At 70.8% G+C, this 19,723-nt stretch carries 21 protein-coding genes; 11 read left to right on the forward strand and 10 right to left on the reverse strand.

Annotation, left to right across the window (positions count from 1 at the left end; genetic code table 11):
- Positions 1-20 precede the first annotated feature (20 nt).
- The 9 genes from CRP50_RS02235 (at position 21) to ftrA (ending at position 9,631) form a co-directional block, all read left to right on the forward strand.
- Positions 21-539, forward strand: coding sequence for a hypothetical protein (locus CRP50_RS02235; RefSeq protein WP_097277339.1), 519 nt, complete (start codon positions 21-23; stop codon positions 537-539).
- Between the two features lie 116 nt (positions 540-655).
- A complete protein-coding gene (locus tag CRP50_RS02240) occupies positions 656-913 on the forward strand; it encodes a DUF5808 domain-containing protein (protein WP_097277340.1) in 258 nt (85 codons plus the stop codon).
- A gap of 104 nt (positions 914-1,017) precedes the next feature.
- On the forward strand, positions 1,018-2,835 hold the full coding sequence (locus CRP50_RS02245) for an O-acetylhomoserine aminocarboxypropyltransferase (protein WP_097277341.1): 1,818 nt from the start codon (positions 1,018-1,020) through the stop codon (positions 2,833-2,835).
- A 92-nt stretch (positions 2,836-2,927) separates the two neighbouring features.
- Positions 2,928-3,824 (forward strand): aldo/keto reductase, encoded by an 897-nt coding sequence (locus CRP50_RS02250; RefSeq protein ID WP_097277342.1) that lies wholly within the window; start codon positions 2,928-2,930, stop codon positions 3,822-3,824.
- The gene (locus CRP50_RS02255; protein WP_097277343.1) at positions 3,821-4,822 is read left to right on the forward strand and encodes an LLM class flavin-dependent oxidoreductase; all 1,002 of its coding nucleotides are present in this window, start codon (positions 3,821-3,823) and stop codon (positions 4,820-4,822) included. Before CRP50_RS02250 ends, CRP50_RS02255 begins: the two co-directional genes overlap by 4 nt.
- A 55-nt stretch (positions 4,823-4,877) precedes the next feature.
- Positions 4,878-6,821, forward strand: a complete 1,944-nt coding sequence (locus CRP50_RS02260; RefSeq protein ID WP_141415051.1) for an AsmA family protein — start codon at positions 4,878-4,880, stop codon at positions 6,819-6,821.
- Positions 6,822-6,905: 84 nt separating this feature from the next.
- Positions 6,906-7,649, forward strand: coding sequence for an SDR family oxidoreductase (locus CRP50_RS02265; RefSeq protein WP_097277345.1), 744 nt, complete (start codon positions 6,906-6,908; stop codon positions 7,647-7,649).
- A gap of 57 nt (positions 7,650-7,706) precedes the next feature.
- Positions 7,707-8,579: a YihY/virulence factor BrkB family protein gene (locus tag CRP50_RS02270; RefSeq protein ID WP_097277346.1), complete on the forward strand. Its 873-nt coding sequence runs from the start codon at positions 7,707-7,709 to the stop codon at positions 8,577-8,579.
- Positions 8,580-8,620: 41 nt separating this feature from the next.
- On the forward strand, positions 8,621-9,631 hold the full coding sequence (ftrA, locus tag CRP50_RS02275; RefSeq protein ID WP_245913335.1) for a transcriptional regulator FtrA: 1,011 nt from the start codon (positions 8,621-8,623) through the stop codon (positions 9,629-9,631).
- Between the two features lie 121 nt (positions 9,632-9,752).
- On the opposite strand, the gene CRP50_RS02280 is transcribed toward ftrA, so the two are convergent.
- The 5 genes from CRP50_RS02280 to CRP50_RS02300 all read right to left on the reverse strand — a co-directional run bounded on the left by CRP50_RS02280 (position 9,753) and on the right by CRP50_RS02300 (position 12,802).
- Entirely contained in the window at positions 9,753-10,157 is a 405-nt protein-coding gene (locus tag CRP50_RS02280; protein WP_097277347.1) for a rhodanese-like domain-containing protein, read from the reverse strand.
- Positions 10,158-10,267: 110 nt separating this feature from the next.
- Complete coding sequence (gene moaA, locus CRP50_RS02285; RefSeq protein ID WP_097277348.1) at positions 10,268-11,260, reverse strand: GTP 3',8-cyclase MoaA; 993 nt, start codon at positions 11,258-11,260, stop codon at positions 10,268-10,270.
- A gap of 41 nt (positions 11,261-11,301) precedes the next feature.
- The gene (locus CRP50_RS02290) at positions 11,302-11,619 is read right to left on the reverse strand and encodes a DUF1244 domain-containing protein (RefSeq protein ID WP_097277349.1); all 318 of its coding nucleotides are present in this window, start codon (positions 11,617-11,619) and stop codon (positions 11,302-11,304) included.
- 71 nt (positions 11,620-11,690) lie between these two features.
- Entirely contained in the window at positions 11,691-12,290 is a 600-nt protein-coding gene (locus CRP50_RS02295; protein WP_097277350.1) for an NTP transferase domain-containing protein, read from the reverse strand.
- A gap of 149 nt (positions 12,291-12,439) precedes the next feature.
- Positions 12,440-12,802: an ArsR/SmtB family transcription factor gene (locus CRP50_RS02300; RefSeq protein ID WP_097277351.1), complete on the reverse strand. Its 363-nt coding sequence runs from the start codon at positions 12,800-12,802 to the stop codon at positions 12,440-12,442.
- Between the two features lie 242 nt (positions 12,803-13,044).
- Between CRP50_RS02300 and CRP50_RS02305 the strand changes: the two genes are divergently transcribed.
- Positions 13,045-13,698 (forward strand): hypothetical protein, encoded by a 654-nt coding sequence (locus CRP50_RS02305; RefSeq protein WP_097277352.1) that lies wholly within the window; start codon positions 13,045-13,047, stop codon positions 13,696-13,698.
- 681 nt (positions 13,699-14,379) lie between these two features.
- Here CRP50_RS02305 and CRP50_RS24970 read toward each other — a convergent pair.
- Positions 14,380-14,604, reverse strand: a complete 225-nt coding sequence (locus CRP50_RS24970; RefSeq protein WP_141415052.1) for a hypothetical protein — start codon at positions 14,602-14,604, stop codon at positions 14,380-14,382.
- Positions 14,605-15,222: 618 nt separating this feature from the next.
- Entirely contained in the window at positions 15,223-15,672 is a 450-nt protein-coding gene (locus CRP50_RS02315; RefSeq protein WP_097277354.1) for a hypothetical protein, read from the reverse strand.
- 291 nt (positions 15,673-15,963) lie between these two features.
- On the opposite strand from CRP50_RS02315, the gene CRP50_RS02320 reads away from it, so the two are divergent.
- Entirely contained in the window at positions 15,964-16,692 is a 729-nt protein-coding gene (locus CRP50_RS02320) for a recombinase family protein (protein WP_097277355.1), read from the forward strand.
- 424 nt (positions 16,693-17,116) lie between these two features.
- On the opposite strand, the gene CRP50_RS02325 is transcribed toward CRP50_RS02320, so the two are convergent.
- The 3 genes from CRP50_RS02325 to CRP50_RS02335 form a co-directional block, all read right to left on the reverse strand.
- Positions 17,117-17,308 (reverse strand): hypothetical protein, encoded by a 192-nt coding sequence (locus CRP50_RS02325; protein WP_097277356.1) that lies wholly within the window; start codon positions 17,306-17,308, stop codon positions 17,117-17,119.
- A 286-nt stretch (positions 17,309-17,594) separates the two neighbouring features.
- Positions 17,595-19,169, reverse strand: coding sequence for an AAA family ATPase (locus CRP50_RS02330; protein ID WP_176524988.1), 1,575 nt, complete (start codon positions 19,167-19,169; stop codon positions 17,595-17,597).
- A gap of 308 nt (positions 19,170-19,477) precedes the next feature.
- Positions 19,478-19,720, reverse strand: coding sequence for a helix-turn-helix transcriptional regulator (locus tag CRP50_RS02335; protein WP_097277358.1), 243 nt, complete (start codon positions 19,718-19,720; stop codon positions 19,478-19,480).
- Positions 19,721-19,723 lie beyond the last annotated feature (3 nt).

The raw sequence follows: 19,723 nt of genomic DNA on the forward strand, positions 1-19,723 counted from the left end.
GTCCGGAGTATCCTCGACCCATGCTGCTCGACGTCGTCATCGCCGCCTGTGCCGCCTTCGCCGCCGCCGGCGTGTTCATGGCCGCCTTCCGCCTGACCGGCCGCAAGGCGCCGCGCACCCTGGTGATGGCTGTGGCGGCGGTGGCCATCGTCGGCGTCACCGCCTACCTGCGCTACCAGTGGGCCGCCAACACGGAGAAGCTGCTGCCGCCGCAGATGGTGGTGATCGAGCGGCTGACCTTCTCCAACCTGATCGAGCCGTGGTCGGCGATCCATCCGGTGACCGACCGCCTGGTGGTGCTCGACCGCGGCAGCATCCTGCGCAACCCGGCGCATCCGGACATGGTGATGGTGGACGTGCTGCTGCTCGACCGCATGGCCGACACCATCGTCGGCCGCCATCTGGTCGACTGCGCCGGCCGCCGCAACGCCATGGTGCCGGCCGACGCCGACCTGTCGGCCGACCAGCTGCCGGCGGGGCTGCAGTGGGGCTCCGACGCCCCGGCGGCGCTCTACGACCTGGCCTGCAAGCCGGCCTGAGCCGGAACCGCGCCGGCGTCCCGGCGGTCTGCGCGGCAGGGGTGGAAACGGCCCTTCCGCACCGCCGCCCACCCGGATAGAAGCCGCCCCCGAAACCACCGCGGAGCCCGTCTTCCATGTCCCTTTCGCAACACGACCTGGATGCCCTGTGGCAGGACGATGCCCATTGGGGCCACGGCCGTATCGGCCTCTATTTCTGCAAGCGCGACCCGCGCCTGTTCGTGCGCAAGCGCCGTCCCTCCATGGGCTGGACCGTCAACCTGGCGCACCGCGCCGCCGGCCTCGTGCTGGTGGGCATCACCATCGTGCCGGTGCTGATCGTCGTCGTCGCCACCGCCGGGGGCGGAGCGGGCGTCGGCGCCGCCGGCGGCTGACGGAGGGCGTCGGCCCGATCGGCGCGGGTGCAGCGTCCCTTTGCCTGCCGTTTCGCGTCCGATACAGTGACACGGCCCGCAAGAAGGAAAAGGTCCCGACGTCCATGAACGCCCCCATCTCCTACCCCGACATCCTGCTCTCCCGCATCCTGCGCGAGACCAAGACCATCGCCCTGGTCGGCGCGTCCACCAACTGGAACCGGCCGAGCTTCTTCGTCATGAAGTACCTGCAGGAGAAGGGCTATCGCGTCATCCCCGTGAACCCCGGCGCGGCGGGACAGGAACTGCTGGGCGAGACGGTCTACCCCGACCTGCGCTCCATCCCCGAGAAGGTGGACATGGTCGACGTCTTCCGGCGTTCCGACCAGGTCGGGCCCGTCGTCGACGACGCCATCGCCATCGGTGCCAAGGTGGTGTGGATGCAGCTGTCGGTGCGCAACGACGAGGCCGCCGCCAAGGCCGAGGCGGCCGGGCTGACCGTCGTCATGGACCGCTGCCCGAAGATCGAATACGGCCGCCTGGGCGGCGAACTGTCGTGGTCGGGGGTGAACTCGGGCATCATTTCCTCCAAGCCGCGCAAGGCGCCCAACAAGGAAGGCGCGTCCGAGACGGGGCCGGAGAAGAACCTGTCCTACGGCTTCGAAACGCGCGCCATCCACGCCGGCGCCGCGCCCGACCCGACCACCGGCGCCCGCACCACGCCCATCTACCAGACCACCAGCTACGTGTTCGACGATGCCGATCATGCGGCGTCGCTGTTCAACCTGCACACCTTCGGCTACATCTACTCGCGCCTGACCAACCCGACGGTCAGCGTGCTGGAGGAACGGGTGGCGAGCCTGGAAGGCGGCCGCGCCGCCGTCGCCTGCGCCTCCGGCCACGCGGCGCAGTTCCTCACCTTCTTCACCCTGCTGGAGCCGGGCGACGAGTTCGTCGCCTCGCGCAATCTCTACGGCGGGTCGATCACCCAGTTCGGCCTGTCGTTCAAGAAGCTCGGCTGGACCTGCCACTTCGTCGACCCGACGGACCCGGAGACCTTCCGCAAGGCCCTGACGCCCAAGTGCAAGGCCATCTTCATCGAGGCGCTGGCCAATCCCGGCGGCATCGTGGTCGACATCGAGAAGGTGGCCGCCATCGCGCATGAAGCCGGCGTGCCGCTCATCGTCGACAACACCATGGCGACGCCCTACCTGCTGCGGCCCATGGAGTGGGGGGCGGACATCGTCGTCCATTCCACCACCAAGTTCCTCGGCGGCCACGGCAACGCCGTCGGCGGCTGCATCGTGGAATCGGGCACCTTCGACTGGGCGCAGAACGACAAGTTCCCGTCGCTGACGCAGCCGGAGGCGGCCTATCACGGCCTCACCTTCTACGAGACCTTCGGCGACTTCGCCTTCACCACCAAGGCCCGCGCCGTCGCCCTGCGCGACTTCGGCCCGAGCCTGTCGCCGCAGAACGCCTTCCTGACCATCACCGGCATCGAGACGCTGCACGTCCGCATGGACCGCCACGTGGAGAATGCCCGCAAGCTGGCCGCCTTCCTGGCCGATCATCCGCAGGTGAGCTGGGTGTCCTACGCCGGCCTGCCGACGTCGCCTTACAAGGCGCTGGCCGACAAGTACCTGCCCAAGGGCTGCGGCGCGGTGTTCACCATCGGCGTGAAGGGCGGCTACGAGGTCGGGCGCAAGGTAGTGGAGAACGTGCAGGTGTTCAGCCATCTCGCCAACATCGGCGACACCCGCTCGCTGATCCTGCACCCGGCCTCCACCACCCACCGCCAGTTGACGGAGGAGCAGCAGAAGGCCGCCGGCGCGGGGCCGGAGGTGATCCGCCTGTCCATCGGCCTGGAGACCGCCGACGACCTCATCCGCGACCTCGGCCGGGCGCTGACGGCGGCTGCCGCGGCCGCGGCGGCGGGGTGACGGTTGCGGCGCGGCATCGCGCCCCCCATCTCGCGACCCCTGGCCGCCCGCACCGAGCGCGGCGAAAGACGTACCTCACCAAGGAGAGTCTCATGCAAGAGCTGGACGCCGCCGCCGCCGGTACCATCCTGATCGGCGCCGATCTCGACGACGCCCTGGAGGTGTCGCGCCTCGGGTTCGGCGCCATGCGCCTGACCGGCCCGGGCATCTGGGACTATCCCGACGACGTGGAAAGCGCTCTCGGGCTGCTGCGCCGCCTGCCGGACCTCGGCGTCACCTTCATCGACACCGCCGACAGCTACGGTCCCGACGTGTCGGAGGAACTGATCGCCGAGGCGCTGCACCCCTACGACGACCTGGTGATCGCCACCAAGGGCGGCCTGGTGCGCACCGGCCCCGACGAGTGGATCCCGCTCGGCCGGCCGGAATACCTCATCCAGCAGGCGCTGAAGAGCTGCCGCACCCTCGGCGTCGACACGCTGGATCTGTGGCAGCTGCACCGCATCGACCCGCGGGTGCCGCGCGACGAGCAGTTCGACGCCATCCGCCGCCTCTACGACGACGAGGTGATGACGCACGTCGGCCTGAGCGAGGTGAGCGTCGAGGACATCGAGGCGGCGCAGGAGTATTTCCCGGTCGCCACCGTGCAGAACCGCTTCAACCTGGTCGACCGCACCAGCGAGGAGGTGCTGCGCTACTGCGAGCGCGAGGGCATCGTCTTCATCCCGTGGTACCCGCTGGCCGCCGGCGACCTCGCCAAGCCCGGCTCGCTGCTCGACGACATCGCCCGTCGCCACGAGGCGACGCCGGGCCAGATCGCACTCGCCTGGCTGCTGGCGGCGAGCCCGATGACGCTGCCCATCCCCGGCACGTCCAGCCTCAAGCACCTGGAGGAGAACGTGGCGGCGGCGGCCATCATGCTGGACGAGGAGGAGATCGCGGCCCTCGACAAGGCCGGACGGGAGCAGTTCGAGCGGGCGCGCCGATGAGCGTGCCGCTGTCGGTCCTGGACCTCGCGCCCATCGTCCGCGGCGGCGATGCGGCGCAGGCCTTCCGCAATGCGCTCGATCTCGCCCGCCACGCCGAGGCGCTGGGCTACCGGCGCTTCTGGCTGGCCGAGCACCACGCCATGCCGGGGGTGGCGAGCGCGGCGACGGCGGTGCTCATCGGCCACATCGCCGGCGGCACCTCCACCATCCGCGTCGGGTCGGGCGGCGTCATGCTGCCCAATCACGCGCCGCTGGTGATCGCCGAGCAGTTCGGCACGCTCGAAAGCCTCTATCCCGGCCGCATCGACCTCGGCCTCGGGCGGGCGCCGGGGACGGACCAGCGCACGGCGGCGGCGCTGCGCCGGGACATGGGCGACACCGGCAACCGCTTCCCGCAGGATGTGCAGGAGTTGCAGGCCTATTTCGAGCCGGGCGAGCCGGGCGGCTTCGGCCGCACGGTGCGGGCGGTGCCGGGGGAGGGGTTGCGGGTGCCCATCTGGCTGCTCGGCTCCAGCCTGTTCAGCGCCCAGTTGGCGGCCATGCTGGGGCTGCCCTTCGCCTTTGCGTCGCACTTCGCGCCCGGCGCCATGATGGATGCGGTGCGGCTCTACCGCAGCGAGTTCCGGCCGTCGCGCCAACTCGCGCAGCCGCACGTCATGCTCGGCCTCAACGTCTTCGCCGCCGACGGTGACGACGATGCGCGGCGGCTGTTCACCTCGCTGCAACAGCAGTTCCTCGCCCTGCGGCGCGGCCGACCCGACCAGGTGCCGCCGCCGGTGGACGACATCGCGTCGGTCTGCGCGCCCGAGGAACGGGCCGGCATCGACCATGCCCTGCGCCGCTCGGTGGTGGGCGGGCCGGAGACGGTGCGCCGGGGCCTCGCCGCCTTCGTGGAAGAGGCGGCGCCCGACGAGATCATGGTGACGGCGCAGATCTTCGACCACGCCGCGCGGCTGCGGTCCTTCACCATCGCGGCGGAGGCCATGGCGAGCCTGTAGCGCCGACCGCCGACCGAGCGGCGCATCGCGGCGGGGCGTGGCGCGTTTCAGCAGCATGATGATCCGCAGTCTCCGCGCCCTCGTCGCCATCGCGGCGACCCTTCTCGCGGCGCTGCTGGGGCTGGCGGCCCTGGCGGTGGCGGCGGTCGCGGTGATGGACTGGAACCGCTTCCGCGATCCGCTGGCGGAGCGCGCTTCCGGCATGGTCGGGCGGCCGCTGACCATCGGGGGCGACCTCGACCTCGACCTGCTCACCCCGACGCCGGCGCTGGTCGCCCACGACGTGCGCTTCGCCAACCCGGGAGGTGCGTCGCAGCCGCACATGGCGGAGATCGGCCGGTTGGCCTTCCAGATGGACCTGCGGGCGCTGCTCGGCGGGCGCATCCGCATCCTCGGGCTGCACCTCGCCGACGGCGTCGTCACCCTGGAGAAGGACGCCGAAGGCCGCGCCAACTGGGACTTCTCGCCCGCCGAAGGGGCCGGCGCGGCGGCAGTGGAGGCGGCGACGCCGCAGGACCGCACCGAGGTGCCCGACATCGAACGCCTGACCTTCGAGAACATGTGCATCGTCTACCGCGAGCCGGACGTGGAGCCGCTGGAGGCGGTCTTCGCCACCCTGACGGCCGAGAGTACGGCCGAGGGCGTGGCGCTCGCGGCGGAGGGATCATGGCGCGGCGCCGCCTATGCGATGGAGGGCACGCTCGGGTCCGTCGCGGCGCTGCAGGAGGCGGCGGAGCCTTATCCGGTCGCCCTGTCCGTCACCGCCGGTGAAACCGCCGCCCGCATCGAGGGCACGGTGGCGGAGCCGCTCGCCTTCACCGGCTTCGATACCGCCATCGACCTGACGGGGCCGAGCCTCGACCAGTTGACGCAGATCCTCGGCCTGCCGCTGCCGGCGACGCCGCAATACGCGGTGCAGGGCCGGCTGACGTCGGAGGGGACGCTGTGGCGGCTGGCCGATTTCGCCGGCAGCCTGGGCGCCAGCGACTTGCGCGGAACGGTGTCGGTGGAGACCGGGGGCGAGGTACCGGTGGTGCAGGCGGACGTGGCGTCCAGGCGCCTCGACTTCGCCGACCTGGCGGGCCTCGTCGGCGGCGACGAGGTGCGCGGCGCGGCGACCGGCGAGCGGGCGGCGCCCGATGCGCCGCCGGGGGCGCTGCTGCCCGACGACCCCTTCGACCTGGAGGGCCTGCGCTCGGTGGCCGGCGATGTGCGCTTCGATGCGCAGGAGATCCGCGGCGGCGGGCGGATCCTGCAGAACGTGAAGGGCCACGCGGTGCTGGAGCGCGGTCGCCTGCGCCTCGACCCCGTCTCCCTCGGCCTCGCCGGCGGTTCGGTCGGCGGCACGGTGACCGTGGACGCCGGGGAAAAGACGCCGGCGCTGGCGGCGGCGCTGCGGCTGCGCGACGTGGAGCTGAAGCCCCTGGTCGGCGACCTTGATCCGCAAATGGCGACCTGGGGCACCGTCCAGGGCCGGATCGACCTGCGCGGGCGCGGCGGCTCGGCCCACGCCATCGCCTCGTCGCTGGACGGCGAGGCGCTGCTCTACATGGGCCGCGGCGGCATCGGCAATGTGCTCATCGAGGGCATCGGCCTGGACGTGACGGAGGTGGTCGCCTCGCTGTTCAGCACCGACCCGGACTCGCCCATCCATTGCATGATCCTGCCGTTGCAGGTGAAGGACGGCGTCGTCCACGGCGACCCCATGCTGTTGGAGGCGGCGCAGGACACGGTGCTGGGCGACGGCACGCTCGACCTGGAGACGGGTGCGTTGCAGGTGCGACTGCGGGTACGGCCGCACGACTTCAGCCTGTTCAACGCGCCGACCGTCCTGACCGTGCAGGGCACCGTCGGCGGCGACATCGGCGTCGACGAGACGGAACTGGTGGGCCAGGCGTTGAAGAAGTTGCTCATGATGCCGCTGTCGCCCTTCTTCACCGAGGACCGAGAGGGCGAAGACCCCTGCGCCCCGGTGCGGGAGAAGCTGGGCGCCGAGTGACCCCCGCGTCGCCGCGGTTGAAAGCCCGACCGCGCCGCTCCACAATCGTGTCTTCACAAACGAACCGACACGAGGAGACGGGGCATGGCGAAGGTGGCGCTGGTGACGGGGGCGGGGACCGGGATCGGGCGGGCGGCGGCGCTGGCGCTGGCGGAGGCGGGCTATGCCGTGGCGCTGGTCGGCCGGCGCGAGGAGCCCCTGCGCGAGACCGCCGCCCAGGCCGGATCGGCCCGCACGCTGGTGCTGCCGGCCGACGTCTCCGACGCCGCCGCCGTCGACCAAGTGTTCGAGCGCACCGTCGCCGAGTTCGGCCGCCTCGACGTGCTGTTCAACAACGCCGGCCGCGGCGCGCCCCCGGTGCCGGTGGACGAGCTGTCGGTGGAGGACTGGCTGGCCGTCGTGAACGTCAACCTGACCGGCGCCTTCCTGTGCGCGCGCGCCGCCTTCGGCATCATGCGGCGGCAGGATCCGCAGGGCGGCCGCATCATCAACAACGGCTCCATCTCCGCCCACGTGCCGCGGCCGTTCTCGGCGCCCTATACGGCCACCAAGCACGCCATCACCGGCCTGACCCGCTCGCTGTCGCTCGACGGCCGCGCCTTCGACATCGCCTGCGGCCAGATCGACATCGGCAATGCGGCGACGGAAATGACCGACCGCATGGCCGCCGGCATCCTCCAGGCCACCGGCGAGACCATGGTGGAGCCGCGCATGGACGTGGCCGAGGTGGCGCGCGCCGTCGTCCACATGGCGAGCCTGCCGCTGTCGGCCAACATCCAGTTCATGACCATCATGGCGACCAAGATGCCCTACATCGGCCGCGGCTGAGGCACCGCGCCCGCCGGTCGCGCGTTTCCTGCCCGAGGCACCGGCAGGGGAGGGCGCATGATCGGCGGCACGGTCCTTCGCATCGTGAAGCGGGCGGTGGCGGCGTTCATCGAGGACCGCGCCATGTCCAAGGGCGCGGCCATCGCCTTCTACACCACCTTCTCCTTGGCGCCGGTGCTGTTCCTGGTGGTCACCGTCGCCAGCCTGTTCCTGCGGGAAGAAACCGCGCGCGGCGGCGTCATCGACGCCGTGCGGCAGGTGGTCGGCGACACCGGCGCCCAGGCCGCCGCCGGCATGCTGGAACAGGCCTACGCCGGCGGCAGCGGCACCCTGGCGACCCTCGCCAGCATCGTCGTGCTGGTGATCGCGGCGACCACCGTCTTCGCCGAATTGCAGGACAGCCTGAACCTAATCTGGAAGGCCAAGCCGTCGCCGCGCTGGATGGTGTGGGACCTGGTGCGCATCCGCCTCCTCAGTCTGTCGCTCATCGTCGTGCTGGGGTTCCTGCTGCTGGTGTCGCTGGTGGTCAGCATGGCGCTGGCGGCGGTGGCGGCGAAGATCCAGGGGCCGGGCGGCTTCGCCGTGGTGGCGCAGGCGGTAAACCTCGCCGTCTCCTACCTCGTCATCACCGCCATGTTCGCCGTCACCTACCGCGTGCTGCCCGACCGCACGGTGGCTTGGCGCGAGGTGCTGGTGGGGGCGGTGACGACGGCACTGCTGTTCTCCATCGGCAAGGGCCTCATCGGGCTCTACATCGGCAGCCGCGACATCGGCACCACCTTCGGGGCCGGCAGCGCGCTGGTGGTGGTGCTGATCTGGGTCTACTTCTCGTCGCAGATCTTCCTGTTCGGGGCCGAGATCGCCAAGGCCTACGGCGAGACCCGCGGCAGCTTCGCCGCCCCCGTTGCCGACGCCGATCCGGCCCCGTAAGCTGCCGGGACCGAGACCGCCCGCCAGAGGCACGACACCCCATGACGCTCGTCCAGCCCCTCGACCGGACAGCCGCGGCGGCAGCCATGCCGAACCGCCGGGTGGCGGTGCTCGCCTACGACGGGCTCTGCACCTTCGAGTTCGGCATCGCGGTGGAAGTCTTCGGCCTGCCGCGTCCGGAATTCGGCGACGACTGGTATACGTTCCAGGTCTGCGGCGTCGGCCCCGGCCCCTATCGCGCCATGGGCGGCATCAGAGTGGAGGCCGACGGCGGCCTCGCCGACCTGGCGGAGGCGGGCACCATCGTCGTCCCCGGCTGGCGCGATCCCGACGAAACGCCGCCCGCCGACCTGCTCGACGCCCTGCGCACCGCATACGGGCGCGGCGCACGGCTCCTGTCCATCTGCTCGGGCGTCTTCGTGCTGGCGGCGGCGGGGTTGCTCGACGGCCGGCGGGCGACCACCCACTGGCGCTACACCGACCGCCTGCAGGCCCGCTTCCCGCGCATCCAGGTGGATCCGGACGTGCTCTACGTCGACGGCGGGCAGGTGCTGACCTCGGCCGGCAGCGCGGCGGGGCTCGATCTGGCGTTGCATCTGGTGCGGCGCGACTTCGGCCCGCGCGTCGCCAACGCCGTGGCCCGCCGGCTGGTCATCCCGCCCCACCGCGACGGCGGCCAGGCGCAGTTCATCGACCGCCCGCTGCCCGACCGCGCCGACAGCCGCTTCGCCGCCCTGTTCGAGACCCTGCGCCGCGACCTGGCGGCGGAGCATTCCGTCGCCGCCATGGCGCGGCTGGCCGCCATGAGCGAGCGCACCTTCCTGCGCCGCTTCCGCGAGGCCACCGGCACCTCGCCCGCCGACTGGCTGGCGGGCGAGCGGGTGGCGCGGGCGCGCGAGCTGCTGGAGGCGACGGCGCTGTCGGTGGAAGACGTCGCCGCCGCCGCCGGCTTCCCGACGGCGGCGGCGCTGCGCCAGCACTTCCGCAAGCGGCTCGGCGTGACGCCGCTGGACTACCGGCGGCGGTTCAAGACTCATCACATGCAGCCGTGATCGTGACCGATCACGGCTGGCCCTCAAGCGCCGGGCGCGGCCTGTGGCCGCTTGGCTCCCGCGGCAGGAGCCGCGCGGCGCACTTGCGCCGTCCAGCTGGCGACGAGCCGTCGCCAGCTGGTCAGGGCTGATCGCCCGGCTTCAGGGCAAAGCCCTCGTCCAGCCAGCCGGTGATGCCGCCGATCATCAGCTTCACCGGCCGCCCGAGCCGCGCGAGGCGCAGCGTGCCGCGGTCGGCGCCGTTGCAGTGCGGTCCGGCGCAGTAGACGACGAAGACCGTGTCCTCCGGCCATTCCGCCATCTTCGACGCGACGATCTTGCCGTGGGGCAGGTTGATCGCGCCCGGCACGTGGCCCTCGGCGTAGAGCGCCGGGCTGCGCACGTCGAGCAGCACGAAGTCGGCCTTGCCCGCGCTCAGGCTGGCGTGGACGTCCCAGCAGTCGGTTTCGAAGCCCAACTTGGCGGCGAAATGGGCGGCGGCTTCGGCGGCGGGGGCGGGCGGGATTTCGGTGACGGCGCTCGGCATGGGTCCTGGCTCCTGCTCAGGGGTGAACCTGTGGAGCAGGATGCCCGAGGCGCCGCCGGGCCGGCAGGTGGCGAAGCGCCGATGTTCGACGCTTTTCCGCCAAACCGCTGTCAGCCGCCGGTGACGCTCATGTGGCGCGGCACGGCGAAGCGCGGCGCGCCGCGGTCGATGATGAAGTCGTGGCCCTTGGGCTTGCGGGCGATGGCCTCGTCCAGGGCGGCGTGCAGCGCCTCGTTGGAGTCCGTCGACCGCATGACGGCCCGCAGGTCGGCGGCGTCCTCCTGCCCGAGGCACATATACAGGGTGCCGGTGCAGGTCAGCCGCACCCGGTTGCAGCCTTCGCAGAAGTTGTGGGTGAGCGGCGTGATGAAGCCGATGCGCCCGCCCGTCTCCGCCGACCGCACGTAGCGCGCCGGGCCGCCGGTGGTGAGCGGGATGTCGGTGAGCGTCCAGCGCTCCTCCAGCCGCTCGCGCAGGACCGAGAGGGGCAGGTAGCGGTCGGTGCGGTCTTCCTCCACCTCGCCCATGGGCATGGTCTCGATGAAGGTGACGTCGAAGCCCTCGCCGTGGGCCCATTCCACGATCTCGTGCAGTTCGTCCTCGTTCTGGCCGGCGAGGGCGACGGCGTTGATCTTGACGTGGATGCCCGCCTTCTTGGCGGCCATGATGCCCTCCATCACCTTGTCCAGGTCGCCGGTGCGGGTGATGGTGCGGAAACGGTCGGGCTTCAGGCTGTCGAGCGACACGTTGACCCGCTTCACGCCGATGTCGGCCAGCTCGTCGGCGAAGAGGGCGAGGCGGTTGGCGTTGGTGGTCAGCGTCAGCTCGTCCAGCGCGCCGCTCTGCAGGTGGCGGCCGAGGGCGCGGAACAGCTGCATGACGTTGCGCCGCACCAGCGGCTCGCCGCCGGTGATGCGCAGCTTCTTCACGCCGCGCTCGACGAAGGCCGAGCAGATGCGGTCCAGTTCCTCCAGCGTCAGCAGGTCGCGCTTGGGCAGGAACGTCATGTCCTCCGCCATGCAATAGGTGCAGCGCAGGTCGCAGCGGTCGGTGACCGAGACCCGGAGGTAGGTGACATGACGGCCGAAGGGATCGATCAGCATGGCCGGGAAAACTCCAGCGGCGGCAAAGGGAAACGGGGGACTCAGACGTGGCCGCTGATGTCGGCGTGCAGCGGCTTGGTCTCCTCGAACATGCGCTTCTGCTCGTCGGAGGCGGGGTGCTGGTGCTGGTCCTTCCAGGTGTCGTAGGGCATGCCGTAGACCACTTCGCGGGCGTCGTCGTAGGACATCTCGACCCCGCGCGCCTCGGCGGCGGCGCGGTACCACTTGGCGAGGCAGTTGCGGCAGAAGCCGGCCAGGTTCATCAGGTCGATGTTCTGAACGTCGGTGCGCTTCTGCAGATGGGCCACCAGGCCGCGGAAGGCGGCGGCCTCGATCTCGGTGCGCGTGCGATCGTCCATGGGTGTCCTCCTCGGGGGGATTATCGGTCTTTGGTCCCTAGTATATGGCGCGCAGGGGCGCCGGGGAAAGGTCAGCCTTCGCGTCCGGGCAGGGCGGCGAGGTCGGCGGGGGTGTCGACGTCCACCAGACAGCCGCGGCCGACCGCCACCAGCGTCACCGGCTCGGCCGCCAGCACGGGCCGCGCGCCCTGGTCGCCGGTGAGGCCGCGCAGCGCCGGGATCAGGCGGGCCGGGAACACCACGGGGTGGCCGCGGCAGCCGTCGTGGGCGGCGGCGGCGACGCCCGTGCCGTCGAAGGCCGCGAGCAGGCGGGCGACGTCGTCGGCGGTCAGCAGCGGCATGTCGCCGGGGCAGACGGCGACGCCGACCGCATCCGCCGGGAGGGCGGCGGCACCGGCGGCGAGGCTGGCGCCCATGCCGTCCTCGGGCCGCGGGGCGTCGACCAGTGCGACGGGCAGGCCGGCGAGGGCGGCGCGGCGGGCATCGGTTGGGCCGCGGCAGACGATCACCAGCGGGTCACAGCCGCCGGCCAGCAGCGCCTCCGCCACCGTACGCAGCATGGCGCGGCCGGCGACCTCTGTCGTCAGCTTGTCACGGCCCATGCGCGACGACCGCCCGGCCGCCGGGATCAATCCGGCGACGGCGGTGCGATGGGGGGAGGATGGGGGCATGGCGGCGGACTCGCGGCGGGGGCGGCGGTCCGCGCATCATGGCGTGCCGGGCGGGGCTCCGGCAAGCGCGGCCAGCGGCGACGGTCCCCGGCGCCGGCGTCCCGGGGGAAGGGACGCGGCGGCCGGGCGGGACCGTCCGACCGGCGGCGTCACTCGGCGGCGCCGTAGGCGTGCATGCCGTTGCGGGTCTGGGCGACGAAGGGCAGGTTGCACTCTTCCGTCAGCCAGCCGAGCACGGTGTTGAGCGTGGCGTGGCGCGGGCGGCACAGCAGCGTGCGGCCGTCGCGGATCTGTTCCACCAGCCCGACGCGCACCAGGCGGGAGATGTGGTGCGACAGCGTCGACCAGGGAATGCCGAGCCGTCCCTGGATGTCGCCGACCGACAAGCCTTCCGGCCCGGCGTTGACGAGCAGGCGGAAGATGGTGAGGCGCGTCCCGTTGCCGAGTTCGGCGAGGACGGCGGCGGCGGCATCCGTATCGACCGCCAGGTCCGGGGCGTAGCGAGGGGTCATGGCGTTTCCGTGCTTCAGGGGTGAACGGTTGTCTGGCGCATGCGACGCCGACTGGAGGGTGAACGTTCCGATCTGCCTACCGGGTTCCGGCTGCCACCAACGTGTCACAGCTCGTCACAGTTCGTAGCGTGACCAAGCCTTTCGTACGTGGGTTGGCGCGCCACCGTCCGGCGCACAATATAACGATCGTCATAGAGAATGGCTGCCGCCGTTTCTGCCACCACGGGACCTTCCGCCGACCCATGCCCGACGTCCTCACCCTGCGCATCGTGACCACGAACCATCCCGTCGACGCCGCCGTCGCCGAGGCACGCCGCGCCGGATTCCTGCCCGGTGTCGACGTGGTGGCGTTGCCGGCGGGCCTCGACGCGGAACGGGTGAACGCCCTGCTGGCGGGTGCGGCGCCGGGCGAAGGGGCGCCGGTCATGGCGCTGCTCGACCGGCCGGCGGAGGGCATCGCCGGCGGCGACCTCGGCATGGTGCAGCGGGCCGATCCGCCCGACCCGGCGGCGCCGGCCGGCGGCCTCTCCGTGTTGCTCGGCGAGCGGGCGGTGCCCTACGACCCGCGCGCCTTCGTGCCGGCCTGGGCCATGACCTTCCTGCGCCTGCAACGCTACGGCGGCCGCTTCCGCCACGTCATCGCCGCCTCTGGCCCGTCCACCGACCTGCGCTATGCGGCCGTGGCGGCGCGGGCGGCGACGGCGGCCCTGACGGTGCTCGGGACGCCCGACCAGATCTTCCGCATGCTCGGGCCGCGTGATGCCGCCGGGGTGCCGGCCAGCCGCGACCTGCGCATCGCCGTCGGCGGCGGCGGCCATCGGCTGCTGCGGGTGGTCGATCCGACCACCGGCGATACCCTGGCCGAGCTGCCGCTGCGCCCTGGGGACGCCCGCTGAGACTGTCAATCCCGTGGCGGCGATCCACCGGCGGCAGCCGTCGGTGCGGCACGCGGATCGCGCGCAAGTCTCGCCCGCAGCCTCTACGCCGAAGAGCGTAGCCGGACGCTGCTGCTTCGGCACTGCACAAAAAAGTGCCGCCGGAACGAGCCATGACCCCTGCGCATGGGGTTCTTGCCTCAAGTTTGGGCAACGCCTGGAAAACCGCGCCGGAGGCATGCACGCGAGGCATGGGTGACCCCCGGATTTTCGGGTACCGGCCGGCGATGGCATCGCCTATATCTCCGGTCGTCGGTTGTTGCGACGCACATCGCCGCAGACACCGGCCCCGAGTTTCGGTGGTCCACGACCACCAACTCCGATCGGGCGAGAGCCCGATGCAAGGGTCCTCGGATCCTACGTCTCCCAGACGTGAAGCCTCCCTGTTCTACTTGCCCCCAGGTTCGACCTGGGGGTCTTTTTTTTGTGCGCTTTTTCAGGTGGTTAGCGGCTTGGCGCCGCCGCGCCGATCTCGGGCCCGGCCGGTGAACCTGCCCGCGTGGGCACAGCGTGGGCACAGATCCGGGGGTTAGCGCGTAGGCTGGTCCGGCGGGTGCGTCTGCCCAGGTGACCAGTGCTGTGACGGCGCCGCCGCGCCGCCCCGACGCGGTGGGACGGGCGCGCAAGTGGCGGGCGGCTGTGTCACGAGAGGATCAGGTAGAGGATCCAGCCGATCAAGAACAGCAGGGAAAACAGCTCATAGAGCTTCTTGATTAGGTAGAACATGGGGTGCGTTTCCCTGCTTTGGCCGCGAGCCACCGCGGCGCCGTCGGAGCAACAGGGTAGCGCGCCCGGCACATGCTGTTCAGCGGAAATTAGCGGATTTGGTTTTGGCGACCGCAAATTTTGTCGAGCGGGTTTACGCATTTGTACGCAATCGCGGGGACGGGTACCCCAGGGGTGGCCTACCCCCTACCGGCCACGGGCCGGCACAGCAGCGCGATCCGGTCGGCGACGGCGGGCGCCGGGTCGCCTGCGCGCCAGCTCGCTACCTGATCCATCAGCGAGGCCAGCAGGGGCCCGGGCAGGTATGGCACCAGCGACGCCACCGCCGCCACGGCGGATCGAGCTGTCTCATCTGGCAGGCGGTCGCATAGGTCGCCCAGCACGTCGACAAGTTCGTCACGGAGGCGGTCGGGATCGGGCTGCATCTGTCGTCGGGATCGCGCGAGGTGGGGGCGGCGGCACCCTACCGCGGCCCCGAGGCGCCCGCAACGCCGTGCGCGGCCGGCGGCGCAGCGGCGTGTCCGTCGCGGCGGCGGTTTTCATTTCTACAAACACGGGTTAGTGTGAGGAGGGACGCGCCCTTAAAGACCCCCCAAGGCCGCGCCCCTCGGTGGGAGTGGCTAATCCCCGAGTACAGCCACTCCCGCCATCCACCATGCACCTACAATTGAACTTTGTGAAGCGTGGTTCCTCCCGTGGTTTCCATCGGGTACGCCGATGCGAGGCCGGCGCCGGAGCACCGGCCCCGGCACCTCGTTGTCAGGCACCGACGCCCGGCCGGCGGGCCGCGCCCTGCACCGCCGAGGCCACGGCCAGAAGGGCGGCAGGATGGAAGGCGGCCGCGGCGGTGGCGGCGCGTTCCTGCGCCCGGTGCAGGCCGCGCAAGGCCGCGTCGCCCGGCGCCACCGCCTCGCCGTCGGCAGCCTCGAAGCACCCGCGCACCAGCGGCACGCCGTTCTCGTCGCACCACTCTTCGACGACTTCGGCGACCAGGGCGGCGGCCGCGTCATCGAGGCAGGGCCCGAGGGCGACGGCGGTCACAGCAGCGGGGGCCGGCGCCACGCGATCCAGCCACCGCGCCACCGCCTCGCACCTGATCCAGTAGGCGGCGCCGGTCTGGGGCGGCGGGCAGTATTCCCCGTGCAGGGCGGCTTCGGAGGTTCCCACGGCGTAGCCCGTGCGGGCGCCGGGGACGATAGAAAGGTACATGGCATGTCTCCTTTGGTTGATGTGCTCACGCCACAAGAAGAAGCCTAAAACAAAAGATCGTCAATGCCATTATTTGCTAGGCGCAGAAGAAACATTAAACGAGACAAAATACTGTCGTAGTTTCAATAGCTCCGCCTTTTCATCCCGTTTCGTGTCCCGTTTCACTTCAATGCAGGCGGAAGACGCAAAATCCCGCCGTTGTCGTCCCCGTCCTTGAGCCTTGCTATGGCGGGCGCGAGGGTGTTACATATGGTGCAACGAACGTTGGACGACATGTAACGGAGCATCATCATGGTGTCGAACCTGCCCACCGCCGCCGCCGACCGCCCCCGGTTCGTCGCCTACTACCGCGTCAGCACGGCCGGGCAGGGGCGCAGCGGCCTCGGGCTCGAAGCCCAGCGGGATGCCGTGCGCGCCTTCACGTCGTCGCGGGGCGGGTTCCCGCCGCTGGCGGAGTTCACCGAGGTAGAAAGCGGCAAGGTCAACGCCCGGCCGCAGCTCGAAGAGGCCATGCGCCTCTGCCGGGCCTACCGTGCGACGCTGGTCATTGCCAAGCTGGATCGCCTGAGCCGCAATGCGTCCTTCCTGTTGGCCCTGCGGGATGCGGGGGTGCAGTTCGTCGCGGTCGACATGCCCGACGCGAACAACCTGACGGTCGGGATCATGGCCCTGGTCGCGCAGCAGGAACGCGAGGCCATCAGCGCCCGGACCAAGGCGGCCCTTGCGGTGGCGAAGGCGCGCGGGAAGCGCATCGGCGGCGGCCCCGGTCCCGACGCCGAGGCGGCGGCCCGTGGTCGAGATGCAGCCCGGGAAGCGCGCAAGGGCGGCGCCGTCCGCCGGGCAGAAGACCTTGCGCCGGTGATCGAGCGGTTGCAGGCCGAGGAGCCCGGCGCGTCCCTTCGACGTCTCGCCGATCGCCTGAACGCCGAGGGCGTGCCTACGCCGTCGGGCCGCGGTCTGTGGCAGGCCGTGACGCTACAGCGTGTCCTCGCCAAGCTGGCGCCGCCGCCGGCCGCATAGGTGGTCGGTGGGGGCCGCCCGGTGTTGGTGTCGCCCCCGGCGCCCCTGCGGCGGTCCCGGCGCCCCAGGCGCCCCTACGGCGGTCCCGGGGCGGTGGCGGGCCGCACGGGGCCCGACGACGACGACGACGACGACGACGACGACGACACGGCCCGGACGCCCTTGCCGTCCTTCCCTGGATCCCGGGCGGGCGGTGGCGGGCCCCATCACGGTCGTGCTGGGCACCCGCCGAAACCTAACCAAATGGTCAAGATACGGATTTACCCGGTCACGTTCGTTCATTGCCTGCGCCTTCTTTGATCTGCCCGGTCGTCGTCGTCGGATGCATCGCCCCGATGCGCCGAAGCACTAACCCGGAGCCGCAAGAAAAACGGCCGGCCCGCAACAGCGAACCGGCCGAAACAGAGTATCGCCGCGGGCGATGTTATGCCGTTGCGGCCGCCGACGTCGCGTGCCCGGGGTCACGGTGCATGATCCCCGCCGGCGCCTTTCGCCGGACGATGATGCAGGCACCCTTCCAGCCCGTTTGACGCCGATGCCTCGCGGCGGCCGTGAGCGGGTGCTCGCCCTCCGACACATACACCAGCCCGCCGAACTTCCTGGTCGTCTGTTTCATGGTCCTGTCCTCGCTCGTTCGTCTATGCCGTTCCGGGCCCGCCGCTGAAATCGTCGCCGCGGCCATGCCCGGGCCTAAAGTGAGAGGGTGCCCTCAAAGGCACTCTCTCTCTTAGTACGGCCGGCAACGGAAAACTGAGGAAAATCAACCACTTACGGGCAGGGGCCCGTTTCCGTTGCCAAGCCGCAAAACCGTGCAAAATCAAACACTTAGCTGTTTCGTCGCCGCCGTTGCCGACCGTCGCCGCGTTGCCGGGGCCGTGGCCGGCAACGGCGGCAACGCCGTATCAGTCCAGGAAAGCGACCGCGTTATCACGCATCTGCGATAGCGTGTTGCCTTCGCCGACCAGGAGGCGGCCCTCGTTCACCAGCATGTCGACCGCCGCCCGCACCTTGGCCCGAGGGAGCCCCGCCAGCTCGTCGGGCCGAAGCTCGAAGATGCCCGCCTGCCCGGTGCGCGTGACCTTGGCGCCTTCGCTGGTGAGCCTCGCCACCGCCCGGAGCACCGCCTCCACCGCCTCGGGTTCCGCTGTCGCGCCGGCCCGCTTGACCGCAGCGTCGGGCGAGATGTGGCGGAAGGTGTTGGGGTCGCGTCGCAAGCGCCTCTGCCCGAGGTACATCATGCTCGTGGGCAGGTTCGTAAGCGGCGTTCCCTGCGGCGCCGGGATGCCGAGAATGGTCTCGTCGCCCGACCGCACCAGCCCGAGGATCACGCGCGGCCGGTCAAGGAACACACTGGAGCCACGGGCAGCGAGCGGGATTTCGTTGAGCGACCGCGGTTGCGCGTCCTTGCGGATGTGGTGGACCAGGATCACCGCGCACCGCTTCCGCCGGGCGAAGTCTTCAAGCCTCGTCATCAGGTCGTTGACGTGCTCGCTTTCGTCCTCGTTGCCCTTCAGGAACTTCCGGGCAGGGTCGACAACGAGGAGGCTTACCTCCGCCTGCTCGTACTCGGCCAGCACGTCCGCCAGCGGGCGGCCTTCCTGCGCGTGCGGCATCAGGCGAAACGCCTGTTCGTCGGGGTCCATCGCCTCCAGGCGGGCCGCGATCATGTCGTCGCCGTCCTCGCCGGCCAGGAGGAGCGACAGGCCCTCGCACGCCTCGGGCAGCACCTTAAAGCCGCACCACTCGCCACCGCCGGCGCCAGCCACCGCGGCCAGCTCCGTTGTCAGCGTGCTCTTGCCCGTCTTGCGGCCGCCGACCAGGATGGTGACATAGCCCCGCGGGATCAGCCCGTCGACCAGGAAAGACGGGGGCGCCGGTGACTTCGCGCGGCCCTCGTAGAGCCGCCGGGCGACCTTCAGATCACCGCCCGAAAGGCGATGAAGTTCCCGCCAACGGGGCAGTTCTTGCGCCCGACGGAACCACTGTTCAATCCCGCTTGCGGTATGTTCTGCGGGGCTGCCTGGGTAAAAATCTTCCAGTTCCCGGCATTGCTCATCACTGAAGAATGCTTGCGGCGGCCGTCCCCAGAAAAGCAGGCAGTCATCCATCAGCTCGTAGGTTACGGCACCGTCCCGCCAGTTGGGCGGTACTTCGGACCGGTCCAACGGGCGCTCCGAGGCGAACCACGCATACAATGCCAGGGCGCTCGGCGGCGGCGGGTTTATGAAGCGTGATTTCTGCACAGGCATGGCTCGAACCTTCCAGCCAGACAGGTCGTAGTGGCCCAGGTGCGACGCCTCCATCCAAGCAGCGCACGCCTCCTCCCCTCCCAAATCAGGCTCGCACACATACCCCTCCCGCGAGCGGGCGACATAGACCGCGAGGTGGAAGAACAGTTCCTTCGCGCCGGTGCGCTGTTTCACCAGTTCAATGGCTTCCCTCTCCACCGGGGACAGTTCATACTCGGTCTTGCTCATCAAAGTGACCTCATGGTCTTGGGCCATGCGCCGGCCGAAGTGCATCACCACTCCGGCCCGCCCGGTGCCCGGTCGTGTCGGCGATCCGGCGGAGCGGGTGCTCCGTCGGGTCGCGGTTCATCGCCCACCGCCCAAGGGCGGCGGCGCTTCAGTGTCTCCGGTGTTCGGGAATGCGTAGTGCCAGGCCGAGCGAAGCGCGCCCCGTAGGGCCGCCTCCGTCACTGCCCGGCCGGGCCCGGTGGTCAGGACGTGCACCAGGACCACCGCCGCGGCCACCGCAAGGAGCGGCGCCGCGTGGCTGGGCTGGATCATGCGTCGCCCGCCGGCGCCGCAAGCCCGAGCTTGTCGAGCACGTCGCCGGCCCGCCAGCGGAGGAACCCACCGGGCAGTTTCACCGGCGGCGGCAGCGCGCCCCGGGCGATCCAGGCATTCAGGCTGGTGTAGTTGCGGACGATGCCTGCGCCGGCAAGCTCCGCGGGTCCGATCAGCGCACCGGGTCGGGCCCGCAGCGCATCAAGCGTTGCCTCGCCATTCGGAATGATCTTCGCCATGTG

The sequence above is a fragment of the Caenispirillum bisanense genome, assembly GCF_900230255.1.
GTDB lineage: Bacteria > Pseudomonadota > Alphaproteobacteria > Rhodospirillales > Rhodospirillaceae > Caenispirillum > Caenispirillum bisanense_A.